This window comes from Bacillus sp. NTK034, from assembly GCF_017303275.1.
Taxonomy (GTDB): Bacteria; Bacillota; Bacilli; order Bacillales; family Cytobacillaceae; genus Cytobacillus.
Genome location: NZ_JAFKOJ010000002.1, coordinates 551,944 through 577,578, shown reverse-complemented (window position 1 = coordinate 577,578; position 25,635 = coordinate 551,944). Strand labels below are relative to the sequence as shown.

Here is a 25,635-nt window from a genome sequence, read left to right as displayed (position 1 = left end):
TGTTGAGCTGACCCTGCTGATAAAGGCAATTTATCTAAATGCAAACCTTGATAACAGCCTGCCAATCCATGGAATCCGAATTAAATCATTCTTTTTAATGAGCTTAAAAAATAATAAGAAAATTATATATGCAGCAGTGATGGCGGAAGAAATCACAATAACCCTTATTGCTGTATTCAAGTCAGGCGAAAGTAAATCTCTGAGCATCCAGAAGCCAATGCCTCCTGACAAAAACATGGCAATAAACGTCTTTAGATAGTCCCTGACGAAAAAAGTAAACGAAATAGCTTTCAGTACTGTTGCAAAGTGAAGCATTGTCACCAGGACTGTGCCGGTGAGAATTCCCATCGCAACACCATTGATGCCAAATGCAGGCTGGCTGGCAAGAAGAAAGATGACTGCCGTTTTAACGACAGCGCCAATCAGGCTGTTGATCATTGCGGCACGGGCCATATTTAATGCCTGTAAAGTTGCCTGAAGAGGTCCTTGATAATAATAAAACAGAAAAAAAGGGGCCATCAATTTAATAAAATGAGAACCGCTTGAGGAGCCGTACATTACTTCCATCAATTGATCGGAAAGGACATAAAGAACCACCACTGCCAGGCCGCCAGTAATAAATGCAAACCGGAGTGCCTGCTGAAGCCGGTATTCGATCAGGCGCATATTATTTTGGGAATTTGCTTCGCTGATAGCCGGAACAAGAGATGTTGACAAAGAATAAGTAATAAACGATGGAAGCATTAGAAGAGGCATGGCAAAGCCGGTAAGAGCACCATATTGCTTTGTAGCCGCCGCTGCCGCCACCCCTGCAAGTGCAAGACTCTGCGCTACCACAATCGGTTCAAAAAACCAGGCGACTGAACCGATCATTCTGCTGCCTGTCGTTGGAAGGGCAACGGTCATCAATTCGTTAAATGTACTTTTTCCGGAAGAAACAAATTGAAAAAATTGTTTCCTGACTCTGAATTTCTTCTTAAGCTTAAATGTGGTCATTAAATAAAGCAATGATGCAAGCTCTCCAATGACAGCTGCCAGCATGGCTCCTGCTGCCGCATACTCAATTCCGTATGGCAGAAATGATTTTGTCATCAAAGCGATCAGGCTGATTCGGACTATCTGTTCAATCATCTGGGAATAGGCAGCAGGCTTCATATTCTGTCTGCCCTGGAAATAACCCCGGATGACAGAAGAAACTGCAATGATCGGCACGATAGGAGCGATTGCCATCAATGGCAGCTGTGTGCGGTCATCAGTAAAGAGTGTATCTGATAATAATGGAGCAAGCAAAATTAAAGCAGGAGTGAAAACAATTGAAAGTGAGATAGTCGTCGCTAAAGAAACAACTAATATTTTCTTGATTTTTGCTGTATCTCCCCTTGCCTCCGCCTCTGCCACATTCTTAGAAATTGCAACCGGCAGCCCAAGCTGTGTGATGGTGACGACAAGAATCATGGTGGGAAAAGCCATCATATAAAGGCCAACGCCTTCTTCGCCAATAAATCGGGCAATGACAATTCTGTTTATAAAGCCCAGGACCCTGGTCACCAGGCCTGCAGCAAGCAGGATCATGGTACCTTTCAGAAATTTGGACATTCAACTCCCTGCCTTCTCAAAATGGGTATTATCATATACAATTATCTATATGCAAGATAGAGGACAAAGCATGACAAGCTATCATAATTTCCATGTGAATAATGGCGGGGAGGCGGCTGAAAGTGAAAATCGGCCATGAATATGATTATTTTCGCACTACGGTAAAACCTGCATTGGAAAGCAAACTGGATGAATTTCGGCTGCTGGGATATAAAAGAGTGACTGAGCAGGAGCTCTGGGGATTCCTGACAAAGAAAAAGTGGAAAAAGCCAAAAGAAAATGTCAGGCTATTTGAAATTGTGGAAGAAATAATGGAGGTAAAAGTGAGTGAATACATTCACTATGCTACCATCGAGGCTTTTAAAGAGGCAGACTTTGCTTTCGATAATGAAAAAGAAAGAAGGGAACTATTAAAGTAATTATATTTCCATTTTTTTTGCGAAAAATAACATGATATAAGACAAATTGACAGGTTTTACAATCTGTTTCATAATGAAAAGCGGAGTAAACGGTCTTTTTCATGTCATTGTTCATACATAGATTGAAATTTAAGAACGAATGGTAAAAGCCGGCTAGGGTTCAAACGAAAGTCTTATAACGGGAGGCTGCTTAACAGCTATGCAGCTTTCCGACGCATGCCTGTATGGCAAATAATGCATCAGATGCTGATGTGGTTATTTCAAATACCGGGCGATAGCTAAGGAGGATTTATTCATAATGGTAAAGCGCAGCCGTATCGTTGCCTTTTTCCTGATTGTTGTATTATTGGGAAGCTTAGCAGGTGCAACGACAAATAACATCTTAAAAAATATTAAGCTTGGACTTGATTTGCAGGGCGGGTTTGAGGTCCTCTATCAGGTAACGCCAAAAGATGGCCAGAAGGTTGATAAAGCAGTCCTTGCCAGTACTGCCGAAGCACTGGATAGGCGGATCAATGTACTTGGAGTCAGTGAGCCGAATATCCAGATTGAGGGAGATAAGAGGATCCGTGTTCAGCTTGCTGGTGTAACAGATCAGAATAAGGCAAGGGAAATTCTGTCCACAGAAGCTAATTTATCATTTAGGGATGTAAATGATCAATTGATGATGGATGGTTCAGACCTTGCTGAAAATGGAGCAAAGCAGACCTTCGATGAAAACGGAAAGCCAAGTGTTTCATTAAAGCTGAAGAGTGCCAGCAAATTTAAAGATGTAACTCAAAAAATTGTCAATATGGGAGCGCCAAATAACCTGCTTGTCATTTGGCTTGATTTTGAAGATGGCCAGGATTCATTCCAGGCAGAATCAGCAAAAGAAGATCCAAAATACTTATCTGCTCCACAGGTAAGCCAGATTTTTAATCAGGATACCGTGTCCATTGTTGGGAACTTTACGATAGAAGAAGCACAGACACTGTCGGATTTATTGAATGCCGGTTCCCTGCCTGTACAGCTCGATGAAGTTTATTCGACATCTGTAGGTGCGAAATTCGGTGAGCAGGCAATGGAAACGACTATTCTTGCCGGTATCATTGGAATTGCCATTATATTTATCTACATGATTGCGGTATACCGTTTCCCTGGTATTATAGCGACAGTTACTTTATCTTTCTATATTTATCTGATTTTACTCGTATTTGACTGGATGAATGGCGTATTGACGCTTCCTGGTATTGCTGCGCTCATTCTGGGTGTTGGTATGGCTGTTGATGCAAATATCATAACCTATGAGAGAATCCGCGAAGAAATAAAAGTGGGCAGGACAATCAAATCAGCTTTCCAGGCCGGTGAGAAAAACTCACTTTCGACCATATTTGATGCAAATATCACAACCATTTTAGCAGCAGCCGTTTTATTCCTGTATGGGACAAGCTCTGTAAAAGGATTTGCTACCATGCTTATTATAAGCATCCTGGCAAGCTTTATTACTGCTGTTTACGGTACAAGGCTTCTTATGGGTCTTTGGGTCCATAGTAAAGCTCTGAATAAAAAGCCAGGCTGGTTTGGCGTTAAGAAAAGTGAGATCAAAAATATTGCTGAAAACTACGATACACTTGATTTGCCGACCAGGTTCGATAAATTTGACTTTGTAGGGAACCGCAAGAAGTTTTTTATTCTATCTGCTGTATTAATTGCAGTAGGAATCATTGTTGTTTCTATTTTCCGCTTAAATCTAGGAATCGATTTTGTCAGCGGTACCCGCATTGAGCAGCAGGCAAGTGAACCTTTAACAAAAGAAAAATTTCAAGCTGAATTATCAGCGCTTGGAATTGAGACGGATGATATTGTCATCTCTGGTGATAATAAAGATATCGGTGTTGCTAGATTTAAAGATGTTTTAACTAAAGATGAAATAGCAGAAGTTAAAACTCATTTTCATGAAAACTTCGGCCAAGATCCGAATGTCAGCACTGTTTCACCGACTGTAGGAAAAGAGCTCGCTAAAAATGCACTGAAGGCTCTTGCCATAGCCTCGGTAGGCATTATCATCTATGTAACCATTCGCTTTGAGATCAAGATGGCCATACCGGCAGTTCTCGCGCTGCTTCATGATGCTTTCTTTATCATTGCTGTATTTAGCTTCACGCGTCTTGAAGTGGACATTACCTTCATTGCGGCAGTGCTGACAGTAGTCGGTTATTCGATCAACGATACCATTGTTACGTTCGACCGGATGCGTGAAAATATGCAGAAAAAGAAAAAGCTCAAATCATTCGAAGATATTGCTGATGTTGTAAACAAAAGTCTTCGCCAAACGCTTGGCCGCTCTGTGAATACTGTTTTAACTGTTGTATTTACTGTCGTTGCGCTATTGGTGTTTGGAAGTGAGTCAATCAGAAATTTCTCCTTTGCACTTCTGATCGGTTTAATTGCAGGTACTTATTCTTCTATATTCCTTGCTGCGCAGTTGTGGGCAGTATGGAAAGGCAAAGAACTGAAAGAAAAAGGCGTTATTAATACCGTTAAAGAAAAACGCAAAGTCAGTGACGAACCTCAAGTATAATACTTTTAAAAACTCAGGCGAATGCCTGAGTTTTTTTATTAAACTGAAAAACTTAATGCCGTCTATTTTACAAATAAGGTTAATGATTCCTGGAAATAGGATAAACTAAAAACAAGTTCAGGGAGGAAGGAAGTATCGCTTTGGAAAATAACGATCGTTTTAAGAAAGCTGAATTTGCAGCTATAATTGGCATCGTGGGCAATATTATTCTTGCTGCCATCAAATGGGCGATAGGCGTATATTCAGGGAGTAAAGCGCTCGTGGCGGATGCGGTCCATTCTGCTTCAGATGTAGCCGGGTCCTTTGCTGTATATTTGGGGCTTAGAGCTGCAAAACAGCCGCCGGATGAGGATCACCCATATGGTCATGGAAAGGCTGAATTGATTGCAGCCATAATTGTTGCGGTCTTGCTGTTCCTAGTGGGAATTGAAATCGGCAAATCATCATTTGAGTCATTTTTTTCGCCAATTGAACCTCCAAAAGCAATTGCGATTGCGGCAGTGCTGGTTTCTATCATTGTGAAAGAAGCAATGTTTCGTTATAAGTATAATTTGGGAAAGAAACTTAACAGTGATGCTTTAATTGTAAATGCCTATGAACACCGTTCAGATGTATATTCATCAATTGCAGCTTTAATAGGCATTGGATGTGCGATTATTGGCGGAAGAATGGGGATCGAATGGCTTGAGTATGCAGATCCTGTTGCTGGCCTCATTGTTTCCATTATGATTCTCCAGATGGCATGGCGGCTGGGTAAAGAATCTATTCATAGCACACTTGATCATGTTCTTCATGAAGAAGATACACTTGAGATGCGCAGAACTGCTGAATCCGTTGAACAGGTTAAGAGGATTGATGAATTGCACGCCAGGGAACACGGACATTATGTAATTGTAGATATTAAAGTTTCGGTGGATCCGAATATGACTGTTGAGGATGGCCATCGGGTGGGTAAAGAAGTGAAACGCAAACTGCTTGGTTTGGAAAATGTGCAAAATGTATTTGTGCACATTAATCCTTATAGGGAAGAGCGCATAAATTAGAGAATTTATTTGGGAGAGGATTGTATGAAATTTCAATGGGCTTTATTATTTGGTTTTTTATTTGCACTAATAGTTGCTATTTTTGCAGTAATCAATGTTGATAATGTAACGGTAAACTACTTGTTTGGGGAAAGCCAGTGGCCGCTCATTCTTGTAATTTTAGGATCAGTTCTTATGGGAGGACTGATTGTCGGTTCTGTAGGCCTTGTTCGAATCTACTCACTCCAAAGGAAAGTGAAAATACTAAAAAAGGAAAATGAAAAGCTGAATTCAGGAAATGCGGCAAAGGATAATGCCGATAACGAAGAAGTTGAAAAAGAGCTGGATAGGGATATACATTAAAATAAAGCAGACTTGGGCTTTTGCTCAAGTTTTTCTTTTGCCCGCAAAAGGTGACCGGCAATTAATATCTTTCTTTCCAAATCTGTATGGAATATCCCGATTTTAACTTATTGAAACACATGTCCCCCTCTTGTATAATTAATAAGCTGAGGGGTGAACGTATGTTACATTCAAGAACGCGATGGATTGTTCGGCAAACACAGGAGGATAAGGTGCAGCAGCTTTCAAAGGAATTGAACATTGCTCCTCTTGCAGCATCGCTGTTAATGAATCGCGGAATGGATACCGTTGATTCAGCACGGTATTTTTTATTCGATAAAGACCACGAATTTCATGATCCTTTTTTAATGACAGATATGGAAAAAGCTGTTTCCAGAATAAAAGAAGCAATTGAAAAACAGGAACCTATCTTAATTTTTGGTGATTATGATGCGGATGGAGTGACAAGCACTTCTGTCATGATGATGGCACTTAGAGATCTCGGTGCTGACGTCCAATTCTATATACCGAATCGATTTACTGAAGGCTATGGACCAAATATCCCGGCTTTTGAACATGCCGCTGATACAGGCATCCGTTTAATTATTACTGTAGATACAGGGATCTCGGCCGTAAACGAAGCAAAGGCTGCAAAAGAGCTTGGAATGGATTTGATTATTACAGATCATCATGAGCCTGGCCCGGAGCTTCCTGAGGCATGGGCAATTGTGCATCCTAAGCATCCGGACAGCAGTTACCCATTCCGGGAACTGGCTGGTGTTGGAGTAGCCTTTAAGCTTGCACATGCGCTGTATGGTGAAATGCCAGACCACCTTTTGGAAATAGCTGCTATTGGCACAATTGCCGACCTTGTTTCTTTAACAGGAGAGAACAGGCTTATTGCCAAGCGCGGGATTCAAAAGCTGAAATCAACTAAGAATACAGGTTTGAATGCCTTGTTTAAAGCGGCAGGAATCGAACTTCCATCCATTAGTGAAGAAACAATCGGCTTTACAATCGGGCCTCGACTCAATGCGGCCGGCAGGCTTGAAAGTGCGGATCCTGCAGTGGATTTGCTCCTGACAAAAGATCCATATGAAGCACAAGCCATTGCCGAAGAAATTGAAATGTTAAATAAGGAAAGGCAAGCTATTGTCAATGACATTGCAGCACAAGCGGTTAAAGAGGTCGAAATAAATTTTCCAATCAGTGAGAATTCAGTAATTGTTGTAGGCAAAGAAGGCTGGAATGCCGGTGTAATCGGAATAGTAGCTTCGAAGCTTGTTGAAAAGTTTTACCGCCCGGCCATTGTTCTCAGTTATGACAGTGAAAAAAGGCTGGCAAAGGGATCAGCAAGAAGCATAGAAGGTTTTGATCTGTTCAAAAATCTTTCTGAATGCCGGGATATCCTTCCTCACTTTGGAGGGCATCCAATGGCGGCAGGAATGACCTTGTCAATTGAATCGGTCGATGACCTCAGGGATAGACTGAATACTTTTGCAAATGAACAGCTGACCGAGGAAGATTTTATTCCCGTAACCAGCATTGATGGTGTCTTCCATCTAAAAGATATCAGCCTCTCTTCTATTGAAGAAATGCATCTGCTCGCTCCATTTGGAATGGGAAATCCAAAACCGAAAGTCATGATAAAAGATGCCAATATTGCCGCTATGAGAAAAATCGGATCTGATCAAACTCATATAAAGATCACCATCGAGAATGATGGATCTTCCCTTGATGGGATAGGCTTTGGCCTCGGACATTTGCATGAGCATATTTCACCATATTCCAAGCTATCGGTTATTGGCGAATTATCCATTAATGAATGGAATAATAATAAAAAACCGCAAATCTTCCTGCAGGATATGGCAGTGAACTCCTGGCAGCTATTCGATATCCGGAGTTTAAAGCGGCTCGAAAGGCTTCAAAGCGTCATTCCTTTGGAAAACACAACATGGATATTTTTTAATGAGGAACATATATCCAAGTTCAGGACATATGCAGGGGAAAACATGGTGAAAATAACATCTGAAGAGGATGCTGAAGCTATAAAACTAGAAGGCTCAAACATTGTGCTTGCTGATTTGCCGCCTTCAAAGGAAATGCTTGGTCATGTATTCTCTGGAAAAAAACCTGCCAGAATTTATGCTCATTTTTATAAAGAGGACAGTGATTATTTCAGCACTATTCCAACAAGAGATCATTTTAAGTGGTATTTTGCCCTGATTGCTAAGAAAGGCTCGATCGATATCAGGCGTCATGGAAATGACATAGCCAAGCATAAGGGCTGGAGCAGGGAAACGGTAGATTTTATGTCTCAAGTGTTTTTTGAATTGGATTTTGTTAAAATAAATAATGGTGTCATTTCGTTAAATAATACATCTGTTAAACGTGATTTAGCTGATTCGCGAACTTATCAGCTTAAACAGGCACAATACACTCTTGAGAGCGATTTGCTCTATTCATCCTTTCAGCAGCTCAAAGACTGGTTTGATGAAGCTATGCAAGGGGCTGTAAAACTTGAGGAGGCAAAGGAAGAAAAATGGACTTAAAACAGTATATAACAATTGTGGAAGATTGGCCGAAGCCAGGCATAAAATTTAAAGATATTACAACACTTATGGACAACGGTGAAGCGTATAAATATGCGACTGACCAAATTGTTGAATATGCCCGTGAAAAGAAAATTGACCTGGTTGTTGGCCCGGAAGCGCGTGGATTCATCATCGGCTGCCCTGTTGCTTATTCATTAGGTGTAGGTTTTGCCCCTGTCCGCAAAGAAGGAAAACTTCCCCGTGAAACAGTCAAGGTTAATTATGGCCTGGAATATGGAAAAGATGTTTTAACCATTCATAAAGATGCCATCAAACCTGGACAAAGAGTTCTGATCACTGACGACCTCCTTGCGACAGGCGGAACAATTGATGCAACTATCCAGCTGGTTGAAGAACTTGGCGGAGTAGTGGCAGGCATTGCATTCCTTATCGAATTAACATACCTTGACGGCCGCAAAAAGCTTGACGATTACGATATTTTGACATTGATGCAGTATTAATTTTTTCATACCAGCAGAGCGCCAGATGAAATGGCGCTCTTTTTAATTTATTTGTGAAAATAGATTATAAAGTGCTTCCAAAACCATTTATGGAAAAACAATAACGAAATTCGGACAAAAAACGACAAAATTTTTGTTATTCCCATAAAAATAACAGTCTATCCCTTTACATCTTCCCTTTTTTTTTCGATAATAGTAGCAATATTAATTTTTTTTATAACTTGTTGTAAATCTAATTTCAAAATTATTATATTATGCAAATGCATAAAATTTAGGGAGATAAAGGTGATTCCATGGCGAACGATCAAGTTCTGACCGCCGAGCAAGTCATCAACAGAGCAAAAGAATATTTAAACGATGAGCATGCAGAGCTTGTAAAGAAAGCGTATGAGTTTGCCAAGCATGCCCACCGTGAACAATATAGAAAGTCCGGTGAACCATACATTATCCATCCAATTCAAGTGGCAGGCATCCTTGCTGATCTGGAGATGGATCCATCAACGGTTGCTGCCGGCTTTCTTCACGATGTGGTTGAAGACACCGAAGTCTCATTAGAGAATATCGAGGAAGCCTTCAATTCAGAAGTGGCAATGCTTGTCGATGGTGTAACAAAACTGGGGAAAATTAAATATAAATCACAGGAAGAGCAGCAGGCTGAAAATCATCGGAAAATGTTTGTGGCGATGGCTCAGGACATCCGTGTAATCTTAATTAAGCTTGCTGACCGTCTTCATAATATGCGGACACTTAAGCATCTGCCAGCTGAAAAGCAGCGCCGCATATCAAACGAAACGCTGGAAATTTTTGCGCCTCTTGCCCATAGGCTTGGAATTTCAAAGATTAAGTGGGAGCTTGAAGATACGGCTCTAAGGTATCTGAATCCGCAGCAATATTATCGGATTGTGAACCTGATGAAGAAAAAAAGAGCGGAACGGGAAGAGTATTTAGATGATGTTATCAATGTCATGCGGGGCAGACTGTCAGAGGTTTCAATTAAAGCAGAGATATCCGGCCGCCCTAAGCATATATACAGTATCTATCGAAAAATGGCGCTTCAAAATAAGCAATTCAATGAGATATATGATCTGCTTGCTGTACGCATTGTTGTAAGCAGCATTAAAGATTGCTATGCGGTTCTCGGGATTATTCATACATGCTGGAAACCGATGCCCGGCCGTTTTAAAGATTATATTGCCATGCCTAAACAGAATATGTATCAATCTCTTCATACTACGGTTATCGGGCCAAAAGGTGACCCGCTGGAAGTCCAGATCCGTACCATGGATATGCACAGAATTGCAGAGTTTGGTATTGCTGCCCATTGGGCTTATAAAGAAGGAAAAAGAGTGAATGAGGGCTCTTCTTTTGAGGAGAAGCTGACCTGGTTTCGTGAAATTCTGGAGTTTCAGGATGATGCTGCAAATGCTGAAGAGTTCATGGAATCACTGAAGATCGATTTGTTTTCCGATATGGTGTTTGTATTTACTCCTAAAGGGGATGTCATCGAACTTCCTTCCGGCTCCGTTCCAATTGACTTTGCTTATCGTATTCACTCGGAAATTGGAAATAAGACAATCGGTGCCAAAGTCAACGGGAAAATGGTCACGCTTGATTACAAATTGAAGACCGGTGATATCATCGAAATTCTGACATCCAAGCATTCCTATGGACCGAGCAAAGATTGGCTGAAGCTTGCTCAGACTTCACAGGCAAAAAATAGGATCCGGACTTTCTTCAAAAAGCAACGAAAAGAAGAGAATGTGGAAAAAGGGAAAGAGCTTGTTGAGCGGGAGATTCGTAATATGGATTTTGACCTGAAGGAAATTTTGACATCTGATAATGTTAAAAGGGTCGCAGAGAAATTCAATTTTGCCACAGAGGAAGATATGTATGCCGCCGTTGGCTATAACGGGGTAACGGCACTTCAGGTAGCCAACAGACTGACAGAAAAATGGCGCAAGAAACGCGATCTCGAACAAACCTCAGATATTACAAATGCTGTTTCGGAACTGAAGACTTTTCCATCTGCAAAAAAACGTGAATCCGGTGTCCGGGTTTCAGGTATTGATAACCTGCTGATTCGCCTTTCCCGCTGCTGTAATCCTGTCCCGGGTGATGAAATCGTCGGTTTTATTACAAAGGGCAGAGGAGTCTCTGTACACCGTGATGATTGTCCTAATATAGAAACGGATGATGCAAAACAAAGGCTCATCCCGGTTGAGTGGGAAACAGCCCTAAATGATCGGAAAGAATATAATGTTGAAATTGAAATTACCGGTTATGACCGCAGGGGATTATTGAACGAGGTCCTTCAGGCTGTTAATGAAACGAAAACCAACATCTCAGCCGTATCAGGACGTTCGGACCGCAATAAATCAGCAACAATTAATATGTCCATTGCCATACACAATGTCAGCCACCTGCAAAAGGTTGTGGAACGAATCAAACAAATTCCTGATATTTATGCAGTAAGAAGGATTATGAACTAAAGGGAGCAGATAGAATGCGTGTTGTAGTGCAGCGAAGCAAAGAAGCCAGTGTAACGGTGGACGGAAAAACCGTCGGAAGCATCAAAAAGGGGTTTGTTTTGCTCGTTGGAGTCACCCATGAAGATAAGGAAGAGGACGCGGCTTTTCTGGCTGATAAGATTGCCAATCTTCGCGTCTTCGAAGATGAAAATGGCAAAATGAATTTATCACTGCTCGATCAGGAAGGTGAAATTCTTTCGGTTTCCCAATTTACTTTATATGGAGATTGCCGAAAGGGCAGACGGCCCAATTTCATGGAAGCGGCCAGCCCTGCGCATGCTGTAAAAATCTACGATGCTTTTAACCGGTTTTTAGAAGCTAAAGGTCTGAAAGTAGAAACAGGTGAATTCGGAGCCATGATGGATGTTCAATTAATCAACGATGGACCCGTAACGTTAATTTTAGAAAGCAAGTAAGGTTTTTAATAATGCAAAAAGCCCTGGCATCCCATTTGGGTGCCGGGGCTTTTGCTAATTTTTAAAATAGCGGGCAAGTCCCTGATAAATTCCTGCAGCGGCTGATTGCTGATACTGTGCAGAAGCAATTAGGGCTTCTTCAGCCGGATTGCTCAGATATCCAAGTTCAATCAGTACAGCATTGCGTTTATTTTCTCTTACTACATGGTAATCTCCGACTCTATAGCCCCGATCTCTCAGGTTGGTCATTGCTGTTACATTGGAGTGAATATTGGCTGCAAGTTCCTTTTGAAAAGAATGATAGTAATAGGTAGTCACTCCTCTTGCAGTCCGATCTGGCGTGCTGTCATAATGAATGCTGATAAAAGCATCTGCATTATGATAATGTGAAATGCCTACTCTGGAAGGAAGCGGCAAATAGGTATCTCCGTTCCTGGTCAGAATGACATTGGCTCCTGCAGTCCTTAGTTTTTCGGCAAGCAATTGAGCGGTTCTGATCGTAATATCCTTCTCACGGGTCCCTCTGGCTCCTGTGGTCCCGTTATCCCGGCCTCCGTGACCCGGATCAAGGACAACTGTTTTATTTTTCAGATGTTTTTCAGCCCCAGGCTTAGTTATAGCAGGTGCAGATCCCTCAACGGTGACGATCCATCCGGCAACAAAACCGTGGCCGCCGTTTGGCAGGCGAATTTCGTACCAATCGTTATTCAGACTGATAATTTCAAAGCTATCCCCTTTATTTGCCCTGTGAATGACAGATGACTGGGTGCCCGCTTTTTTTCTAATATTTGATCCGTTATGTAATATAATTGCTGAACTGCCGTTTACACTTTGCTGGGAAGAGCCGGAATGCTTCTCGGCTGCTATGTCTATGAACCAGCTTGCCACCCATCCATAAGAACCAGGCTGATACTCTATCCTTGCCCAATTATCAGCTTGTTCAAGAATAGGAAAAGTCTGGCCTTTTGTAACAGAACCAATTGTTTTCCCCTTTAACGATCCTTTATTTCTAACGGTTAAAGAGGTTGCTGTAACAGTGCCGGATTTCCCGGATGCTGACTGCTTTGGTTTGCTTTCTGATGGTGAGGATTGAACAGCAATATATTGGCTGCTGATCCACCCGGTATTGCCCGAGAAAGAGATCTCTGTCCAGCTGTCATTTTGAGAAAGAACAGCTACTGTCTCCCCCGAATTTAGTTTGCCGATGATGTCACTTTGAAGCGATGGCTTGTTTCTCACATTTAGGGAGTTTGCTGTGATTTTCCCGGTTTTGCTGCTGCTTAGTGAATTTTTCTTTTTGCTGCCGCTGTATTGGACGAATTCATTTGCGACCCACCCGTCTCCATAAGGTGTTTGGAGCTTAACCCAGCTTCCTTCTGTACTCTTGACCTTATAGGCTGTTCCTTTCTGTATAGTCCCCAGAACACCGTAACTTGTACCAGGTCCCTTTCTCACCCTCAGGCCATCTGTTGTGATGATTGCCTGGGAATTTGTACTAACTGCTTTTTCTCCTGTCTGATTGGTGGTCATATCGGAAACAAGCCAGCTGGCCACATAGCCGTCTTCACCCTGGAAATTAATTTTAATCCAATCTCCTTCACTGGAAAGAACGTTAAAGTGATCTCCTTTCTGGGCTTGTCCCAGAATGGGGTAGCTTAAGCCTGGGCCTTGACGTACGTTAAGATTATTTGTAGTGATTGTTACAGAACTATTTTCAGCTTTAACCTGTGTTTCCTCCTGTGTTATGCCAGCCAAAAGCATAAGACATATTACGAGAATAAGTGATTTTCTTTTCTTCAACAGGCCGCCTCCTTTCATAATTAAATCCTTATTAAAAGAAAAACAAACAAGGTGCCGGCAGTCAAGATAACTTTGGTCCTAGAATACTTCTGCATCTTGTGCAATTTCCCTTCTAATATCGGTTAATCAGCAATCATTTTTAGCTGGAATAAAATTTGTCCAGTTATGAAACATTTCATCTGAAAATGGAAATAATAGAACAGACTAAATAAAAAGGGTGAGCACTATGAGATTTGGAGAAAAAGGGATGTCTGCACAATCCGGTGAAAATCAGCTGTTCGGGGTAGATTTTCATGACTTTATACAAAGAGAACAAAACTCAAACATGATTGAACTCGCATCAGAGTTTGGACTATCTCTCAAGGATGTCAGGAAACTGAAAAAAAAGCTGGAACGATCATAACATGTTTTTAGTCTTGACATTGATGAAAATGCTCCGTATTATAATATAAATAAAATGACAAATACAATTAAATGTCTAGCTGAAGCGCCTGACCAAGGCGTTTCTGCTTTTCGATAAACCATTGATGGAGAAGAGTAGTTAAACCCCACATGAAAAGAGAGAGAGTGCCGCCCGGCTGAAAGCATTCTCACATGATGATTTAACGAAAGAACACTTCGTAGGTTTCTCTCTGAAAAAGGCGTGATCTTTAGTAGGAGCTGAACGTTAACAGGCGTTAACTGTAAAAGAGGAAGTCTATTTATCGGCTTCAACTAGGGTGGCACCACGGGAAAACCAAGCTCTCGTCCCTTGTATTTAATATACAAGGAGGCGGGAGTTTTTTTATTTTGGCGATGCTTTCGATCATGGCTGATTTATAGGCTAAAGCGTAAGGATCAATAAATTATACATAGTTATCATTTTGCATTAGGAGGTAATTTTCATGTCTATCCGAATACCAAGGGGAACGCAGGACATTTTGCCGGGGGAAGTTGAAAAATGGCAATTGATAGAAGAAAAGGCCAGGGAACTTTGTGAGAAATTCCAATATCGTGAAATCAGAACACCTATTTTTGAACATACAGAATTATTTCTGCGCAGTGTTGGAGACACGACGGATATTGTTCAAAAAGAAATGTACACGTTTGAAGACCGCGGCGGACGAAGCCTGACACTTCGTCCTGAAGGAACAGCTTCTGCTGTAAGGTCATTCGTTGAACATAAAATGTACGGTGATGCGAGCCAGCCTGTAAAGCTTTATTATATGGGCCCAATGTTCCGTTATGAACGCCCCCAGGCAGGACGTTTCCGCCAGTTTGTCCAATTCGGCGTCGAAGCGATCGGCAGCGCGGATCCGGCAATTGATGCGGAAGTTATCGCACTGGCAATGTCACTTTATAGAAGCATGGGCCTGCAAAAGCTTAAATTGATTGTGAACAGCCTGGGAGATAAAGAAAGCCGATCTGCACACAGAGAGGCTCTGGTCAATCACTTCAAGCCGCGGATCGGGGAGTTTTGCCAGGATTGCCAGAATCGCCTTGAAAAAAATCCAATGCGCATCCTGGACTGTAAACAGGACCGTGAACATGAGCTTATGAAATCTGCTCCATCCATCATTGATTATTTAAATGATGATTCAAAAGCCTACTTTGAGAAGGTTCAAAAGTATTTAAAGAACCTGGATATTGACTTTATTGTCGATCCAAATCTTGTTCGCGGCCTGGATTATTACAATCATACTGCCTTTGAAATTATGAGTGATTCCGAAGGTTTCGGAGCAATTACCACTCTTTGCGGCGGTGGACGATACAATGGCCTTACTGAGGAAATTGGCGGTCCTGAAGCGCCGGGAATAGGTTTTGCTTTAAGTATCGAGCGATTCATTGCTGCTCTTGAAGCAGAGAAGGTGGATCTGCCTCTTAATAAGGACATTGATTGCTACCTTGTATCCCTTGGAGAGGAAGCAAAGGATTACACAGTCGGCCTTCTTCAAAAACTTCGAATGGCAGGATATTCTGCTGAAAGAGATTATCTTGACAGAAAAATTAAAGCCCAGTTTAAAGCGGCAGACCGGTCGAATGCGAAGTTTGTTGCTGTCTTGGGTGAAGATGAACTTAAAGCGAACAAAATTAATGTAAAATCAATGGAATCGGGAGAACAAACAGAGCTTGGTCTTGATTCTTTTATAGAAAAATTTACAGAGCTTTATCAATCATAAATCAGTTTATATTTGGGAGGAATTAGAATGTTTGGGCGAACGTATTTTTGCGGGGAAGTAACGGAAAAAGCTATAGGAGAAAAAGTAAGCTTAAAAGGCTGGGTACAAAAGCGCCGGGATTTAGGCGGGCTGATCTTTGTGGATCTTCGTGACCGCACTGGCATTGTTCAGGTGGTATTCAATCCGGAAGTTTCCCCTGAAGCTCTTGCAGCAGCTGAAAAGATCCGCAATGAATTTGTTCTTGATATAGAGGGAGAAGTAATTGCGCGCGAAGAAGGCACCATCAATGAGAACTTGGAAACAGGGCGCATTGAGATTAAAGCAGAGAAAGTGACGATCATCAATGAAGCCAAAACACCTCCTTTTGTCATTGATGATAAAGCGGATGTTTCCGAAGATGTCCGCCTCAAATACCGCTATTTGGATTTGAGACGCCCTATTATGTTTGATACCTTTAAAATGCGTCATCAAGTAACAAAAGCGATGAGGGATTATCTGGACAGCGAAGGATTTCTTGATGTTGAAACACCGATCTTAACGAAGAGCACACCGGAAGGAGCCCGTGACTATTTAGTTCCAAGCCGTGTTCATCCGGGTGAATTCTACGCTCTTCCACAATCACCTCAAATCTTTAAGCAGTTATTAATGGTAGGCGGATTTGAACGCTATTACCAAATAGCACGATGCTTCCGTGATGAAGACCTGCGTGCAGATCGCCAGCCTGAATTTACTCAGGTCGACATCGAAATGAGTTTTATGAGCCAGGAGGAAATCATCGGCCTGATGGAAAACATGATGAAAAAGATCATGAAAGAAGTGAAGGGCCTGGATGTCCACCTTCCAATCCCGCGCATGACATATCAGGAAGCGATGGACCGTTTTGGATCTGATAAGCCGGATACACGCTTTGGAATGGAATTGACGGATCTATCGGAAATAGTAAAAGATTCAAGCTTCAAAGTATTTGCCGGAGCAGTCGCTTCCGGGGGACAGGTTAAGGCCATAAATGTAAAAAATGGTGCAGGAAAGTATTCACGAAAAGATATTGATGCCCTAACAGAGTTTGCTGCTGTTTATGGTGCAAAAGGACTTGCATGGTTAAAAGCGGAAGAAGACGGATTAAAAGGGCCGATTGCCAAGTTTGTGACTGAGGATGAACAAAAGGCATTCTATGCAGCTCTGTCAGTAGAACCAGGAGACTTGCTCCTCTTTGTGGCAGATAGGAAAAACGTTGTAGCAGATGCACTGGGGGCGCTGCGATTAAAGCTAGGAAAAGAGCTTGATCTAATTGATCAAAGCAAGTTTAACTTCCTCTGGGTTACAGACTGGCCGCTTCTGGAATACGATGAGGAAGAAGGCCGCTATTATGCAGCCCATCATCCTTTTACAATGCCTGCCAGAGAAGATTTAGATCTTCTTGATAAAGATCCTGCTCAAGTCCGTGCACAAGCATATGACCTTGTATTAAACGGCTACGAGCTTGGCGGCGGTTCATTGCGTATTTTCGAAAGAGATGTTCAAGAGAAAATGTTCAGTGTGCTTGGCTTCTCAAAAGAGGAAGCTGTTGAACAATTTGGATTCCTGCTTGAAGCATTTGAATATGGCACTCCTCCGCATGGCGGAATTGCCCTTGGATTAGACAGGCTTGTAATGCTATTGGCTGGCAGGACAAATCTGAGGGATACGATTGCTTTCCCTAAAACAGCCAGTGCAAGCTGTGTGCTTACAGAAGCTCCTGGTAAAGTTAGCCAGTCCCAGCTTAATGATTTGCACTTAGCGCTTAATCTGAAAAAAAGTGAGTAATTTCCTATATAATGTTTAAATGGTAGAAAAAAATCATTTTTCAGAAAAATAAACTGGGAAGTAACTCCTGATTTTTAGACAGGATATCTAATTTTAAGGAATAAAATGGATAAAACTGTTCAAGTTTGCCCTATTTCATCAGCTTGAAAAAGAAGAAACCGTGTGATATGATCATATCAATAAATGAAGAGTCCTGATGTGTTCGTTGTAAAACCTGAAATTTTGACCAACATTATTCCTTCGGGAGTCCGGAGTTTTCCGGCAGCGTAAAAGCCTCATGGATGAGGACTTACAAACGCAGGAAACAGGACACCCACCTGCTGAGTGCGGGTTCAAAACGAGGGCATCAACAGCGACGGCACGATTGGGACTCTTTAATACATACGATTGTAAAAATCCATGCTTGTGAGCATGGATTTTTTGTTGTCCTGTTCAATATGATCATACCCGGAGCTGAGCTATTGCTGAAATGTGATAAGGATTAAATATTTTAGTGCTGTTAACACTATTGGAGAGAAAGTTGCGGCTTAATTATTGCTTAAAATCTTAATGTCATTAATCCTATAGAACTACTTGCTTTAAAATTCAAGTATGATATATTCATTATCGGGTATAAGATAATACATGCTTTCTAAATAACATCTGATGGGGTTGATATATATATGCTTCACCAATTTTCCAGGAATGAATTGGCTATTGGCAAAGAAGGCCTTGAAAAAATGAAAAATAGTACCGTTGCAGTATTGGGCATAGGCGGAGTTGGTTCCTTTGCAGCGGAAGCATTGGCGCGTTCCGGTGTTGGCCGGCTTGTGCTGGTTGATAAAGACGATGTTGATATTACAAATGTAAACAGACAGGTTATCGCTTTATTATCTACTGTCGGGAAACCAAAGGTGGATTTAATGAAAGAAAGAATCAAGGATATCAATCCTGAATGTGAAGTAATTGCTTTAAAAATGTTTTATACGGAAGAAACCTATGAGCAATTCTTTGATTATGGTCTCGACTTTGTAGTTGATGCTTCCGATACGATTTCTTATAAAATTCATTTAATGAAGGAATGCTTGAACAGAGGGATTCCAATGATCTCAAGCATGGGTGCTGCAAATAAAATGGATCCGACCAGGTTCCAGATTGCTGATATTTTCAAAACTCATACTGACCCGATCGCTAAGGTTATCCGCACACGCCTTAGAAAAGAAGGAATCAGAAAAGGCGTTCCGGTTGTATTCTCGGATGAAAGCCCGATCGTTATCCGGGAGGATGTCCGCAAAACAGTAGGGAAAGATGATGCTGAAATCAGAAAGGCCAAAATGCCGCCATCTTCAAACGCATTTGTTCCTTCTGTTGCAGGTTTAATCATGGCCAGCTATGTAGTTAAAGAACTATTAAGCGATATTAAAATTACACGTGTAAATGACTGAAAAGAGACCGGCTGCATGCCGGTCTTTCGCATATAAAGTCCTGGAGTCTCTCCAATCAATGAACAGCTCTTTTCTCTTCTTTAAATTCATGCTTCAGCAGCTGGTCGGCTTCTTTCAGAATGCTTGCCATTTCTTCATATTGCATAAGCTGATTTTTAAATTCCGCTTCTTTATCCTTCAACCTTCTGATTAACTGCTCATTTTGAAGTTTTAAGTGCACTTGGTCTTCGTGCAGACGTTTATTTTCCCTCATTTGCTCTGAATCAGGCTGTGTTTTCGCAAAATTCCTTAAGAAGTGTATAACTTGAGCCAAATTGAAAGGGGGAACAGTGCCATGGGTTTGACTGTCTGCTTTATTGCTTAAGGTTTTTGGGGATCCATCATCTGCCCTTTTTGTTATGACCGTATTCCAGCGGTATTGGCATGCTGAAACTGTACGGCCGAGTTCAGTACTTGCCTTCTTAAAAGCTGATGCTTTTGTATCCCCGTTTGAAGTGTATTCAAGCACTGTTTCTTCGAGTAATTGATCATCTTCCGGTTTCCATGAGTCTTTCCGTTCCTTCATTCTTTTAACCACCTTGGAAAATACGATTGTTAGGCTTATCGTCACCCTAAAAGATGAAAATATTCCATTCTCAGTTGTTGAAAGGTAAAATAACAAAGTGTAAGTCAAATAATAATCCCTACATTAAAGGCGTTTGCATAGAGCTGGACTTTAATAGATGGGAGGAGGATACCTATATGGATACTCTTGTAGAAATACAGGACGTTACAAAAGTAATAAAAGGAAGAACGATTATTGATTCTGTCAGCTTTGAGGTGAAAAAGGGAGAGGTATTCGGTTTCCTTGGCCCAAACGGTGCAGGTAAGACCACCACTATTCGAATGCTGGTGGGATTGATCGGCATTACTTCCGGGGACATTAAAATTCTTGGCAGCAGCATCAAAACCGATTTTGAAAAGGCGGTTTCCCATATTGGAGCCATTGTAGAAAATCCTGAGATGTATAAGTTTTTGTCAGGGTATCAAAATCTGGTCCATTATGCACGAATGTCAAAAGGTGTAACGAAAGAAAAAATTGATGAAACGGTTGAGCTTGTAGGATTGGCGGATCGGGTTCATGATAAAGTCAGAACATACTCTCTTGGCATGAGGCAGAGGCTAGGTCTTGCACAGTGTCTTTTGCATGATCCCAAAATCCTTATTCTGGATGAACCTACGAATGGGCTTGATCCTGCAGGGATCAGGGAGATTCGGGATCACCTGAGGATGCTTACGAGAGAAAGAGAAATGGCTGTCATTGTTTCCAGCCATTTACTATCTGAAATGGAAATGATGTGTGACAGAATCGGCATCATTCAAAACGGGAAACTGATTGATGTTCAGCACATCAGTGATTTTGTACAGGGGAAAGAAAAGGTTTATGAAGTAGAAGTGGATGATCCTGAAAAAGCAAATAGAATTTTACAGAATGCACAGCCTGGTTTGCCTGTACAGCTAACAGAAAATAGCGTGATACTTCCGCTTGTCCGGGAAGACATACCTGAAATGATAAAATCGTTAGTCGGGGAAGAAATGAAAATATTTGCAGTCCGTGAAGTGACCAAAACATTGGAAGACCGTTTTCTGGAAGTAACAGAGTACAAAGGAGGTGCAGGTGATGCTCGGACTGATTCAAAATGAATGGATGAAGATTTTTAGGCGGCCGGGTACATATGTCATGATCGGACTTCTTTTAATTATGACGACTGTTGCAGGCGCCTTTATAAAATATCAGGAAAGCGGGGGAACTGTCCCGGATAATATGGAATGGAAGAGAGGACTGCAGACCCAGAACGAAAGCTATCAAAAACAGCTTGAGGAGATGGGGGAAATGGCTCCCAGAGAAATGAAGGAACAGTATCAGAGGGAGATTGCCATTAACGAATACAGAATTAAGAATGATGTTTCACCGAATCAGGAATACTCTGTCTGGGGATTTGTTTCAGATACCTCTCAGCTGATTGAACTTGCCGGCCTGTTTACGATTATCATTGCCGGGGGAATCGTGGCGAGTGAGTTTACATGGGGAACCATCAAACTTCTTTTGATTAGGCCTATCAAAAGAGTTAAAATCCTGGGAGCAAAATATATTACCGTGATTTTATTCGGCCTGCTGGTACTTGCCGTCCTTTTCGGATATTCAGCACTTCTTGGCGGACTCCTCTTTGGATTTCCTGAAAAAGCAATTCCTTATTTATATTATTACAATGGAACAGTGACAGAACAGAGCATGGGACTTCATCTGATAGCTTATTATGGCCTTAAATCCGTTAATATGCTTATGCTTGCAACCATGGCTTTTATGATTTCAGCTGTTTTCAGGAATAGCTCGCTGGCGATCGGACTTTCCTTGTTTCTGATGTTTATGGGAGGACAGGTCACAAGGCTGATTGCAATGAAATATGATTGGGCCAAATACAGCCTTTTTGCCAATACAGATCTTCTTCAATATTTTGAAGGAATGCCAATGGTTCAGGGGATGACGATTGGATTTTCCATCATGATGATATTTATATACTTCCTCCTTTTCCAGGTGCTTGCATTTTATGTGTTTAATAAAAGGGATGTTTCAGCTTAAAAGCGCAAATAGCAAAAGGTCTGGCATTGCGCCGGACCTTTTGCTATTTAAGGAGTTTTTCATAGACAGATGCTAATGCCTGTTCAAATTTGCCTGTTTTCTTAGGCTGATAATACACCTTGTTTTTAATTCTGTCAGGCAAGTACTGCTGTTTGACCCAGCCTGTTTCATAATCGTGAGGATACAGATAGCCGATGCCTCTGCCAAGCTCCTTTGCTCCTTTGTAGTGGGCGTCCTTCAAGTGATCGGGGACTTCACCGCTTTTGCCTGCGCGGATATCCGCTATTGCGGAATCCAATGCTGTGTATGCTGAATTGGATTTTGGAGAAAGGCAGAGCTCAATGACCGCATTTGCAAGCGGAATCCTTGCTTCCGGGAATCCAATCCTTTCAGCTGTTTCGATGGCTGCAAGGGTTCTGGCTCCCGCTTGCGGCGATGCCAGTCCGATATCTTCATAGGCGATAACCAAAAGTCTTCTGCTTATGCTTTGCAGGTCGCCTGCTTCAATTAATCTTCCTAAATAGTGCAATGCCGCATTTACATCGCTTCCGCGGATGGACTTTTGAAACCCGGATAAGACATCGTAATGGGCATCTCCATCTTTATCGTGTGTGAAGCTTTTTTGCTGAATGCATTCTTCGGCAACAGACAAGTCAATCTTGATGATTCCTTCTTCATCTTCTCTTGTAGAAAGCACAGCCAGTTCCAATGCATTTAGCGAGCTTCTGACATCACCATTTGAAGCGGTGGCAAGATGCATCAGCGCTTCCTCAGTAACATTAGTTTGATTATTGCCAAGACCTCGTTCCTTATCCAGCAATGCCCTTATCAGTGCTTTTTTTATTTCATCAGCTGACAGCGGCTTTAGTTCGAAAATTTGGCACCTGCTTCTGATAGCCGGGTTAATTGCATGATAAGGATTGCTGGTTGTGGCGCCAATTAAAGTGATGCTGCCATTTTCCAGATAGGGCAGCAGGAAATCTTGTTTGCCTTTATCAAGTCTATGGACTTCATCGAGCAGCAGAATAACCTTTCCGGACATTTTGGCCTCTGCCGCTACCACTTCCATATCTTTTTTATTGTTGGTTACAGCATTTAAGGTACGGAAAGCGTATTTGGTGCTCCCTGCAATGGCACTTGCAATCGAAGTTTTGCCTATACCTGGGGGTCCGTACAGAATCATCGATGACAGTTGCTTAGCCTGCACCATGCGATAAATAATTTTTCCTTCTGAAACAAGATGCTCCTGGCCAATGATTTCATCAATCGTTCTCGGCCTCATCCGGAATGCAAGAGGTTTAATGTTCAAAGTTATCACTCCAGCCTTATGCAGGCAGACTTAGGCCCTGCCCATCACTTTTTAACAAAGTTTTCTCTTTCTATTTAAGATACCATAACATTTCCTGCAGTGAAATCAATTAGGCCACAGGCTGCTTTGTCCTAAGTTCAATCCCGTCCTGCTCCTTTTCCTCCTAAAATATGCTATAATGTCAAAAGTCTATAATATTACTAAGGATTTAATCTTCATATATTAATGCTGTTCTTGCAGGGAGCGTTGGGCACATGTTATTGAAAAATAAAGGGCAAATCGGTCCCAGGTTTATGGTGTATCTAACAGGGCTGCTTGTCATGAGCCTGGGTATTGTTTTGTTAATAGTAGCTGATATAGGGGCAACTCCCTGGGATGTTCTGCATGTTGGGCTGTACTACCAGCTTGGACTGACAATAGGCAGCTGGTCCATCATTGTCGGGATCTTCATATTAGCTGCTGCAGCACTGATTTCAAAGGAATTTCCACAGGCCGGTGCATTCTTGAATATGATACTGATTGGTCTGTTTATTGACGCATATTTGCTTTTGCCGTTTATGCAGACACCAAATGGGCTGGCGGGGAAAATAGCCATGTTCGGTTTTGGCATAGTTGTTTATTGCTATGGGATGGGGCTATATATTTCGGCGCAGCTCGGAGCCGGTCCGAGGGATAGCCTGATGATTGCATTGACAGCAAAAACCGGCTGGAAGGTTAGAAATGTGAGAGCCTTAATGGAAATTGCTGTGCTGGCTGTTGGATGGCAGCTAGGAGGACCTGTTTTTTGGGGAACCATTGTGCTCAGTTTGGCAGTCGGGCCAATTGTCGGAGCAGCTTTGCCGCAGTGCCAGGCTTTAACTGACCGATTTTTGGCAAAGCTTAAAGAAAAGGGTGTTTATGCGAATCAAATGCTTAAAGAAAAGGATAGAGGTGCAAGCTGATGAAAATATCTACTAAAGGCCGTTATGGTTTAACTATAATGATTGAATTAGCTAAAAAGCATGGGGAAGGTCCTACATCGTTAAAGTCGATTGCCCAGACGAATGATCTGTCTGAGCACTATCTGGAGCAGCTTATAGCTCCCCTCCGGAATGCCGGTCTTGTAAAAAGCATCCGAGGTGCATACGGCGGATATATTTTAGGGAAAGAACCGACAAAAATTACTGCCGGTGATATTATCAGAGTGCTTGAAGGGCCGATTAGCCCGGTGGAAGGCATTGAAGATGAAGAGCCTGCAAAGAGAGAACTGTGGATGCGCATTCGTGATGCCGTGAAAGATGTGCTTGATAATACAACACTCGAAGACCTTGCCAGCCATACTGATACTGGTGAATCGGATGCTTATATGTTTTATATTTAGTCCTTTATCAGGGGATAATTCATATGTAAAAAAGCAAACAGCAGGATGAAATGAAGTAGGTGAAATAGATTGGAAAGAATATACCTTGACCATGCGGCAACTGCGCCAATGCATCCGGAAGTGATTGAACGGATGACTGAAATAATGAAATCTGAATTTGGAAATCCTTCCAGCATTCATTATTTCGGGCGGAGTGCACGCCATATTGTCGATGAAGCAAGATCTGCTTTAGCAAACAGCATTGGTGCAAAAGCCAATGACATTATTTTTACAAGCGGGGGAACAGAAGCTGATAATCATGCGATTTTTGGAACAGCTGAATCCTCCCGCCATAGGGGCAAACACATCATCACAACCCAAATTGAACATCATGCGGTTTTGCATGCATGTGAAGAGCTTGAAAAACAGGGCTTTGAGGTAACGTATTTGCCTGTTGATCCAAATGGCCGTGTTTCGGTAAAGGATGTAGAAGCTGCTTTGCGGGAGGATACCATTCTTGTAACCATCATGTACGGAAATAATGAAATAGGAACCCTTCAGCCAATTAAGGAAATAGGCGAGTTATTGGCGGAGCATCCTGCTAAATTCCATACTGATGCTGTTCAGGCTTACGGCCTTGAAAAAATTGATGTACAGGAATTGAAAGTGGATTTGCTTTCCGTCTCCGCCCATAAAATTAATGGACCAAAAGGGATCGGCTTTTTATATGCCCATCCTGATGTGAAACTTTCTTCCCGGCTTTTTGGCGGTGAACAAGAAAGGAAGCGCAGGGCGGGAACTGAAAATGTTCCATCTATTGCAGGCTTCCAGGAGGCAGTTCGGATCACTCAGAAGGAGATGGAAACTAAGCGGGAGGAGCTGCATTCTTTTAAGATGCTGTTCATGAATAAACTGAAGCAGGAAGATGCTGTTTTTGAACTGAACGGATCACTTGATTATTCCCTGCCTCATGTTTTAAACTTAAGCTTTCCCGGAACTAATGTTGAAGCCATGCTGGTTAATCTTGATTTGGCTGGAATAGCAGCATCAAGCGGGTCGGCCTGTACTGCAGGCTCCATCGATCCATCCCACGTCCTTGTCAGCATGTTTGGAAAAGGATCAGACAAACTGCAAAATTCCATCCGTTTCAGCTTCGGCCTCTTTAATACAAAGGACCAAGCTGAACGAGCTGCAGAACATACAGCCAAAATCGTGAAGCGGCTGGCTAAATAGATAGGAT

Annotated in this window: 21 protein-coding genes, 1 other RNA gene and 1 other annotated feature; of the genes, 18 read left to right on the top strand and 4 right to left on the bottom strand. The window is 42.0% G+C overall.

The window, feature by feature from the left end:
• Window positions 1-30 precede the first annotated feature (30 nt).
• Window positions 31-1,596, bottom strand: coding sequence for a stage V sporulation protein B (gene spoVB / locus JI665_RS09220; RefSeq protein ID WP_206838905.1), 1,566 nt, complete (start codon window positions 1,594-1,596; stop codon window positions 31-33).
• 122 nt (window positions 1,597-1,718) lie between these two features.
• On the opposite strand from spoVB, the gene JI665_RS09215 reads away from it, so the two are divergent.
• The 8 genes from JI665_RS09215 to dtd all read left to right on the top strand — a co-directional run bounded on the left by JI665_RS09215 (window position 1,719) and on the right by dtd (window position 11,941).
• Window positions 1,719-2,015 (top strand): post-transcriptional regulator, encoded by a 297-nt coding sequence (locus tag JI665_RS09215; protein ID WP_206838904.1) that lies wholly within the window; start codon window positions 1,719-1,721, stop codon window positions 2,013-2,015.
• A gap of 298 nt (window positions 2,016-2,313) precedes the next feature.
• Window positions 2,314-4,578 carry a protein translocase subunit SecDF gene (gene secDF, locus JI665_RS09210; protein WP_206838903.1) on the top strand — a complete coding sequence of 755 codons (2,265 nt, stop codon included), beginning with the start codon at window positions 2,314-2,316 and terminating at the stop codon, window positions 4,576-4,578.
• 140 nt (window positions 4,579-4,718) lie between these two features.
• Window positions 4,719-5,621 carry a cation diffusion facilitator family transporter gene (locus JI665_RS09205; RefSeq protein ID WP_206838902.1) on the top strand — a complete coding sequence of 301 codons (903 nt, stop codon included), beginning with the start codon at window positions 4,719-4,721 and terminating at the stop codon, window positions 5,619-5,621.
• A gap of 24 nt (window positions 5,622-5,645) precedes the next feature.
• A complete protein-coding gene (locus JI665_RS09200; protein ID WP_206838901.1) occupies window positions 5,646-5,963 on the top strand; it encodes a LapA family protein in 318 nt (105 codons plus the stop codon).
• Window positions 5,964-6,124: 161 nt separating this feature from the next.
• Window positions 6,125-8,494: a single-stranded-DNA-specific exonuclease RecJ gene (gene recJ / locus JI665_RS09195; protein ID WP_206838899.1), complete on the top strand. Its 2,370-nt coding sequence runs from the start codon at window positions 6,125-6,127 to the stop codon at window positions 8,492-8,494.
• Window positions 8,485-8,997, top strand: a complete 513-nt coding sequence (locus JI665_RS09190) for an adenine phosphoribosyltransferase (RefSeq protein WP_174749983.1) — start codon at window positions 8,485-8,487, stop codon at window positions 8,995-8,997. The genes recJ and JI665_RS09190 overlap by 10 nt, the downstream gene beginning before the upstream one ends.
• A 293-nt stretch (window positions 8,998-9,290) precedes the next feature.
• Window positions 9,291-11,486: a RelA/SpoT family protein gene (locus JI665_RS09185; RefSeq protein WP_206838897.1), complete on the top strand. Its 2,196-nt coding sequence runs from the start codon at window positions 9,291-9,293 to the stop codon at window positions 11,484-11,486.
• Between the two features lie 14 nt (window positions 11,487-11,500).
• Window positions 11,501-11,941 carry a D-aminoacyl-tRNA deacylase gene (gene dtd / locus JI665_RS09180; protein WP_206838895.1) on the top strand — a complete coding sequence of 147 codons (441 nt, stop codon included), beginning with the start codon at window positions 11,501-11,503 and terminating at the stop codon, window positions 11,939-11,941.
• A 54-nt stretch (window positions 11,942-11,995) separates the two neighbouring features.
• Here dtd and JI665_RS09175 read toward each other — a convergent pair whose 3' ends face one another.
• Window positions 11,996-13,741, bottom strand: coding sequence for an SH3 domain-containing protein (locus JI665_RS09175; RefSeq protein WP_206838893.1), 1,746 nt, complete (start codon window positions 13,739-13,741; stop codon window positions 11,996-11,998).
• A 226-nt stretch (window positions 13,742-13,967) separates the two neighbouring features.
• Between JI665_RS09175 and JI665_RS09170 the strand changes: the two genes are divergently transcribed.
• The 5 genes from JI665_RS09170 to JI665_RS09150 all read left to right on the top strand — a co-directional run bounded on the left by JI665_RS09170 (window position 13,968) and on the right by JI665_RS09150 (window position 19,127).
• Window positions 13,968-14,144, top strand: coding sequence for a hypothetical protein (locus JI665_RS09170; protein ID WP_026041802.1), 177 nt, complete (start codon window positions 13,968-13,970; stop codon window positions 14,142-14,144).
• Window positions 14,145-14,256: 112 nt separating this feature from the next.
• Window positions 14,257-14,496, top strand: a binding site (T-box leader).
• A gap of 129 nt (window positions 14,497-14,625) precedes the next feature.
• A complete protein-coding gene (gene hisS / locus JI665_RS09165; protein ID WP_206838891.1) occupies window positions 14,626-15,900 on the top strand; it encodes a histidine--tRNA ligase in 1,275 nt (424 codons plus the stop codon).
• Window positions 15,901-15,927: 27 nt separating this feature from the next.
• The gene (gene aspS / locus JI665_RS09160) at window positions 15,928-17,703 is read left to right on the top strand and encodes an aspartate--tRNA ligase (protein WP_206838889.1); all 1,776 of its coding nucleotides are present in this window, start codon (window positions 15,928-15,930) and stop codon (window positions 17,701-17,703) included.
• 187 nt (window positions 17,704-17,890) lie between these two features.
• A non-coding RNA gene (gene ssrS / locus JI665_RS09155) (6S RNA) lies at window positions 17,891-18,078 on the top strand.
• Window positions 18,079-18,365: 287 nt separating this feature from the next.
• Window positions 18,366-19,127, top strand: coding sequence for a tRNA threonylcarbamoyladenosine dehydratase (locus tag JI665_RS09150; protein ID WP_206838888.1), 762 nt, complete (start codon window positions 18,366-18,368; stop codon window positions 19,125-19,127).
• Window positions 19,128-19,182: 55 nt separating this feature from the next.
• Here the strand turns inward: JI665_RS09150 and JI665_RS09145 are convergent, their stop codons facing one another.
• Entirely contained in the window at window positions 19,183-19,692 is a 510-nt protein-coding gene (locus JI665_RS09145; RefSeq protein ID WP_206838886.1) for a hypothetical protein, read from the bottom strand.
• Window positions 19,693-19,868: 176 nt separating this feature from the next.
• On the opposite strand from JI665_RS09145, the gene JI665_RS09140 reads away from it, so the two are divergent.
• Together JI665_RS09140 and JI665_RS09135 are read left to right on the top strand one after the other, a co-directional pair.
• Complete coding sequence (locus JI665_RS09140; protein WP_206838885.1) at window positions 19,869-20,810, top strand: ABC transporter ATP-binding protein; 942 nt, start codon at window positions 19,869-19,871, stop codon at window positions 20,808-20,810.
• Window positions 20,788-21,747, top strand: coding sequence for an ABC transporter permease (locus tag JI665_RS09135; RefSeq protein WP_206838884.1), 960 nt, complete (start codon window positions 20,788-20,790; stop codon window positions 21,745-21,747). The genes JI665_RS09140 and JI665_RS09135 overlap by 23 nt, the downstream gene beginning before the upstream one ends.
• 43 nt (window positions 21,748-21,790) lie before the next feature.
• Here JI665_RS09135 and JI665_RS09130 read toward each other — a convergent pair whose 3' ends face one another.
• Entirely contained in the window at window positions 21,791-23,050 is a 1,260-nt protein-coding gene (locus tag JI665_RS09130; protein WP_206839307.1) for a replication-associated recombination protein A, read from the bottom strand.
• Window positions 23,051-23,310: 260 nt separating this feature from the next.
• Here JI665_RS09130 and JI665_RS09125 point away from each other — a divergent pair, with 260 nt between their 5' ends.
• The 3 genes from JI665_RS09125 to JI665_RS09115 all read left to right on the top strand — a co-directional run bounded on the left by JI665_RS09125 (window position 23,311) and on the right by JI665_RS09115 (window position 25,628).
• Window positions 23,311-23,997 (top strand): YczE/YyaS/YitT family protein, encoded by a 687-nt coding sequence (locus JI665_RS09125; protein WP_206838883.1) that lies wholly within the window; start codon window positions 23,311-23,313, stop codon window positions 23,995-23,997.
• Window positions 23,997-24,416 (top strand): cysteine metabolism transcriptional regulator CymR, encoded by a 420-nt coding sequence (cymR, locus tag JI665_RS09120; protein ID WP_009333072.1) that lies wholly within the window; start codon window positions 23,997-23,999, stop codon window positions 24,414-24,416. The genes JI665_RS09125 and cymR overlap by 1 nt, the downstream gene beginning before the upstream one ends.
• A gap of 69 nt (window positions 24,417-24,485) precedes the next feature.
• The gene (locus tag JI665_RS09115) at window positions 24,486-25,628 is read left to right on the top strand and encodes a cysteine desulfurase family protein (protein WP_206838882.1); all 1,143 of its coding nucleotides are present in this window, start codon (window positions 24,486-24,488) and stop codon (window positions 25,626-25,628) included.
• The last annotated feature ends 7 nt before the right edge of the window (window positions 25,629-25,635 follow it).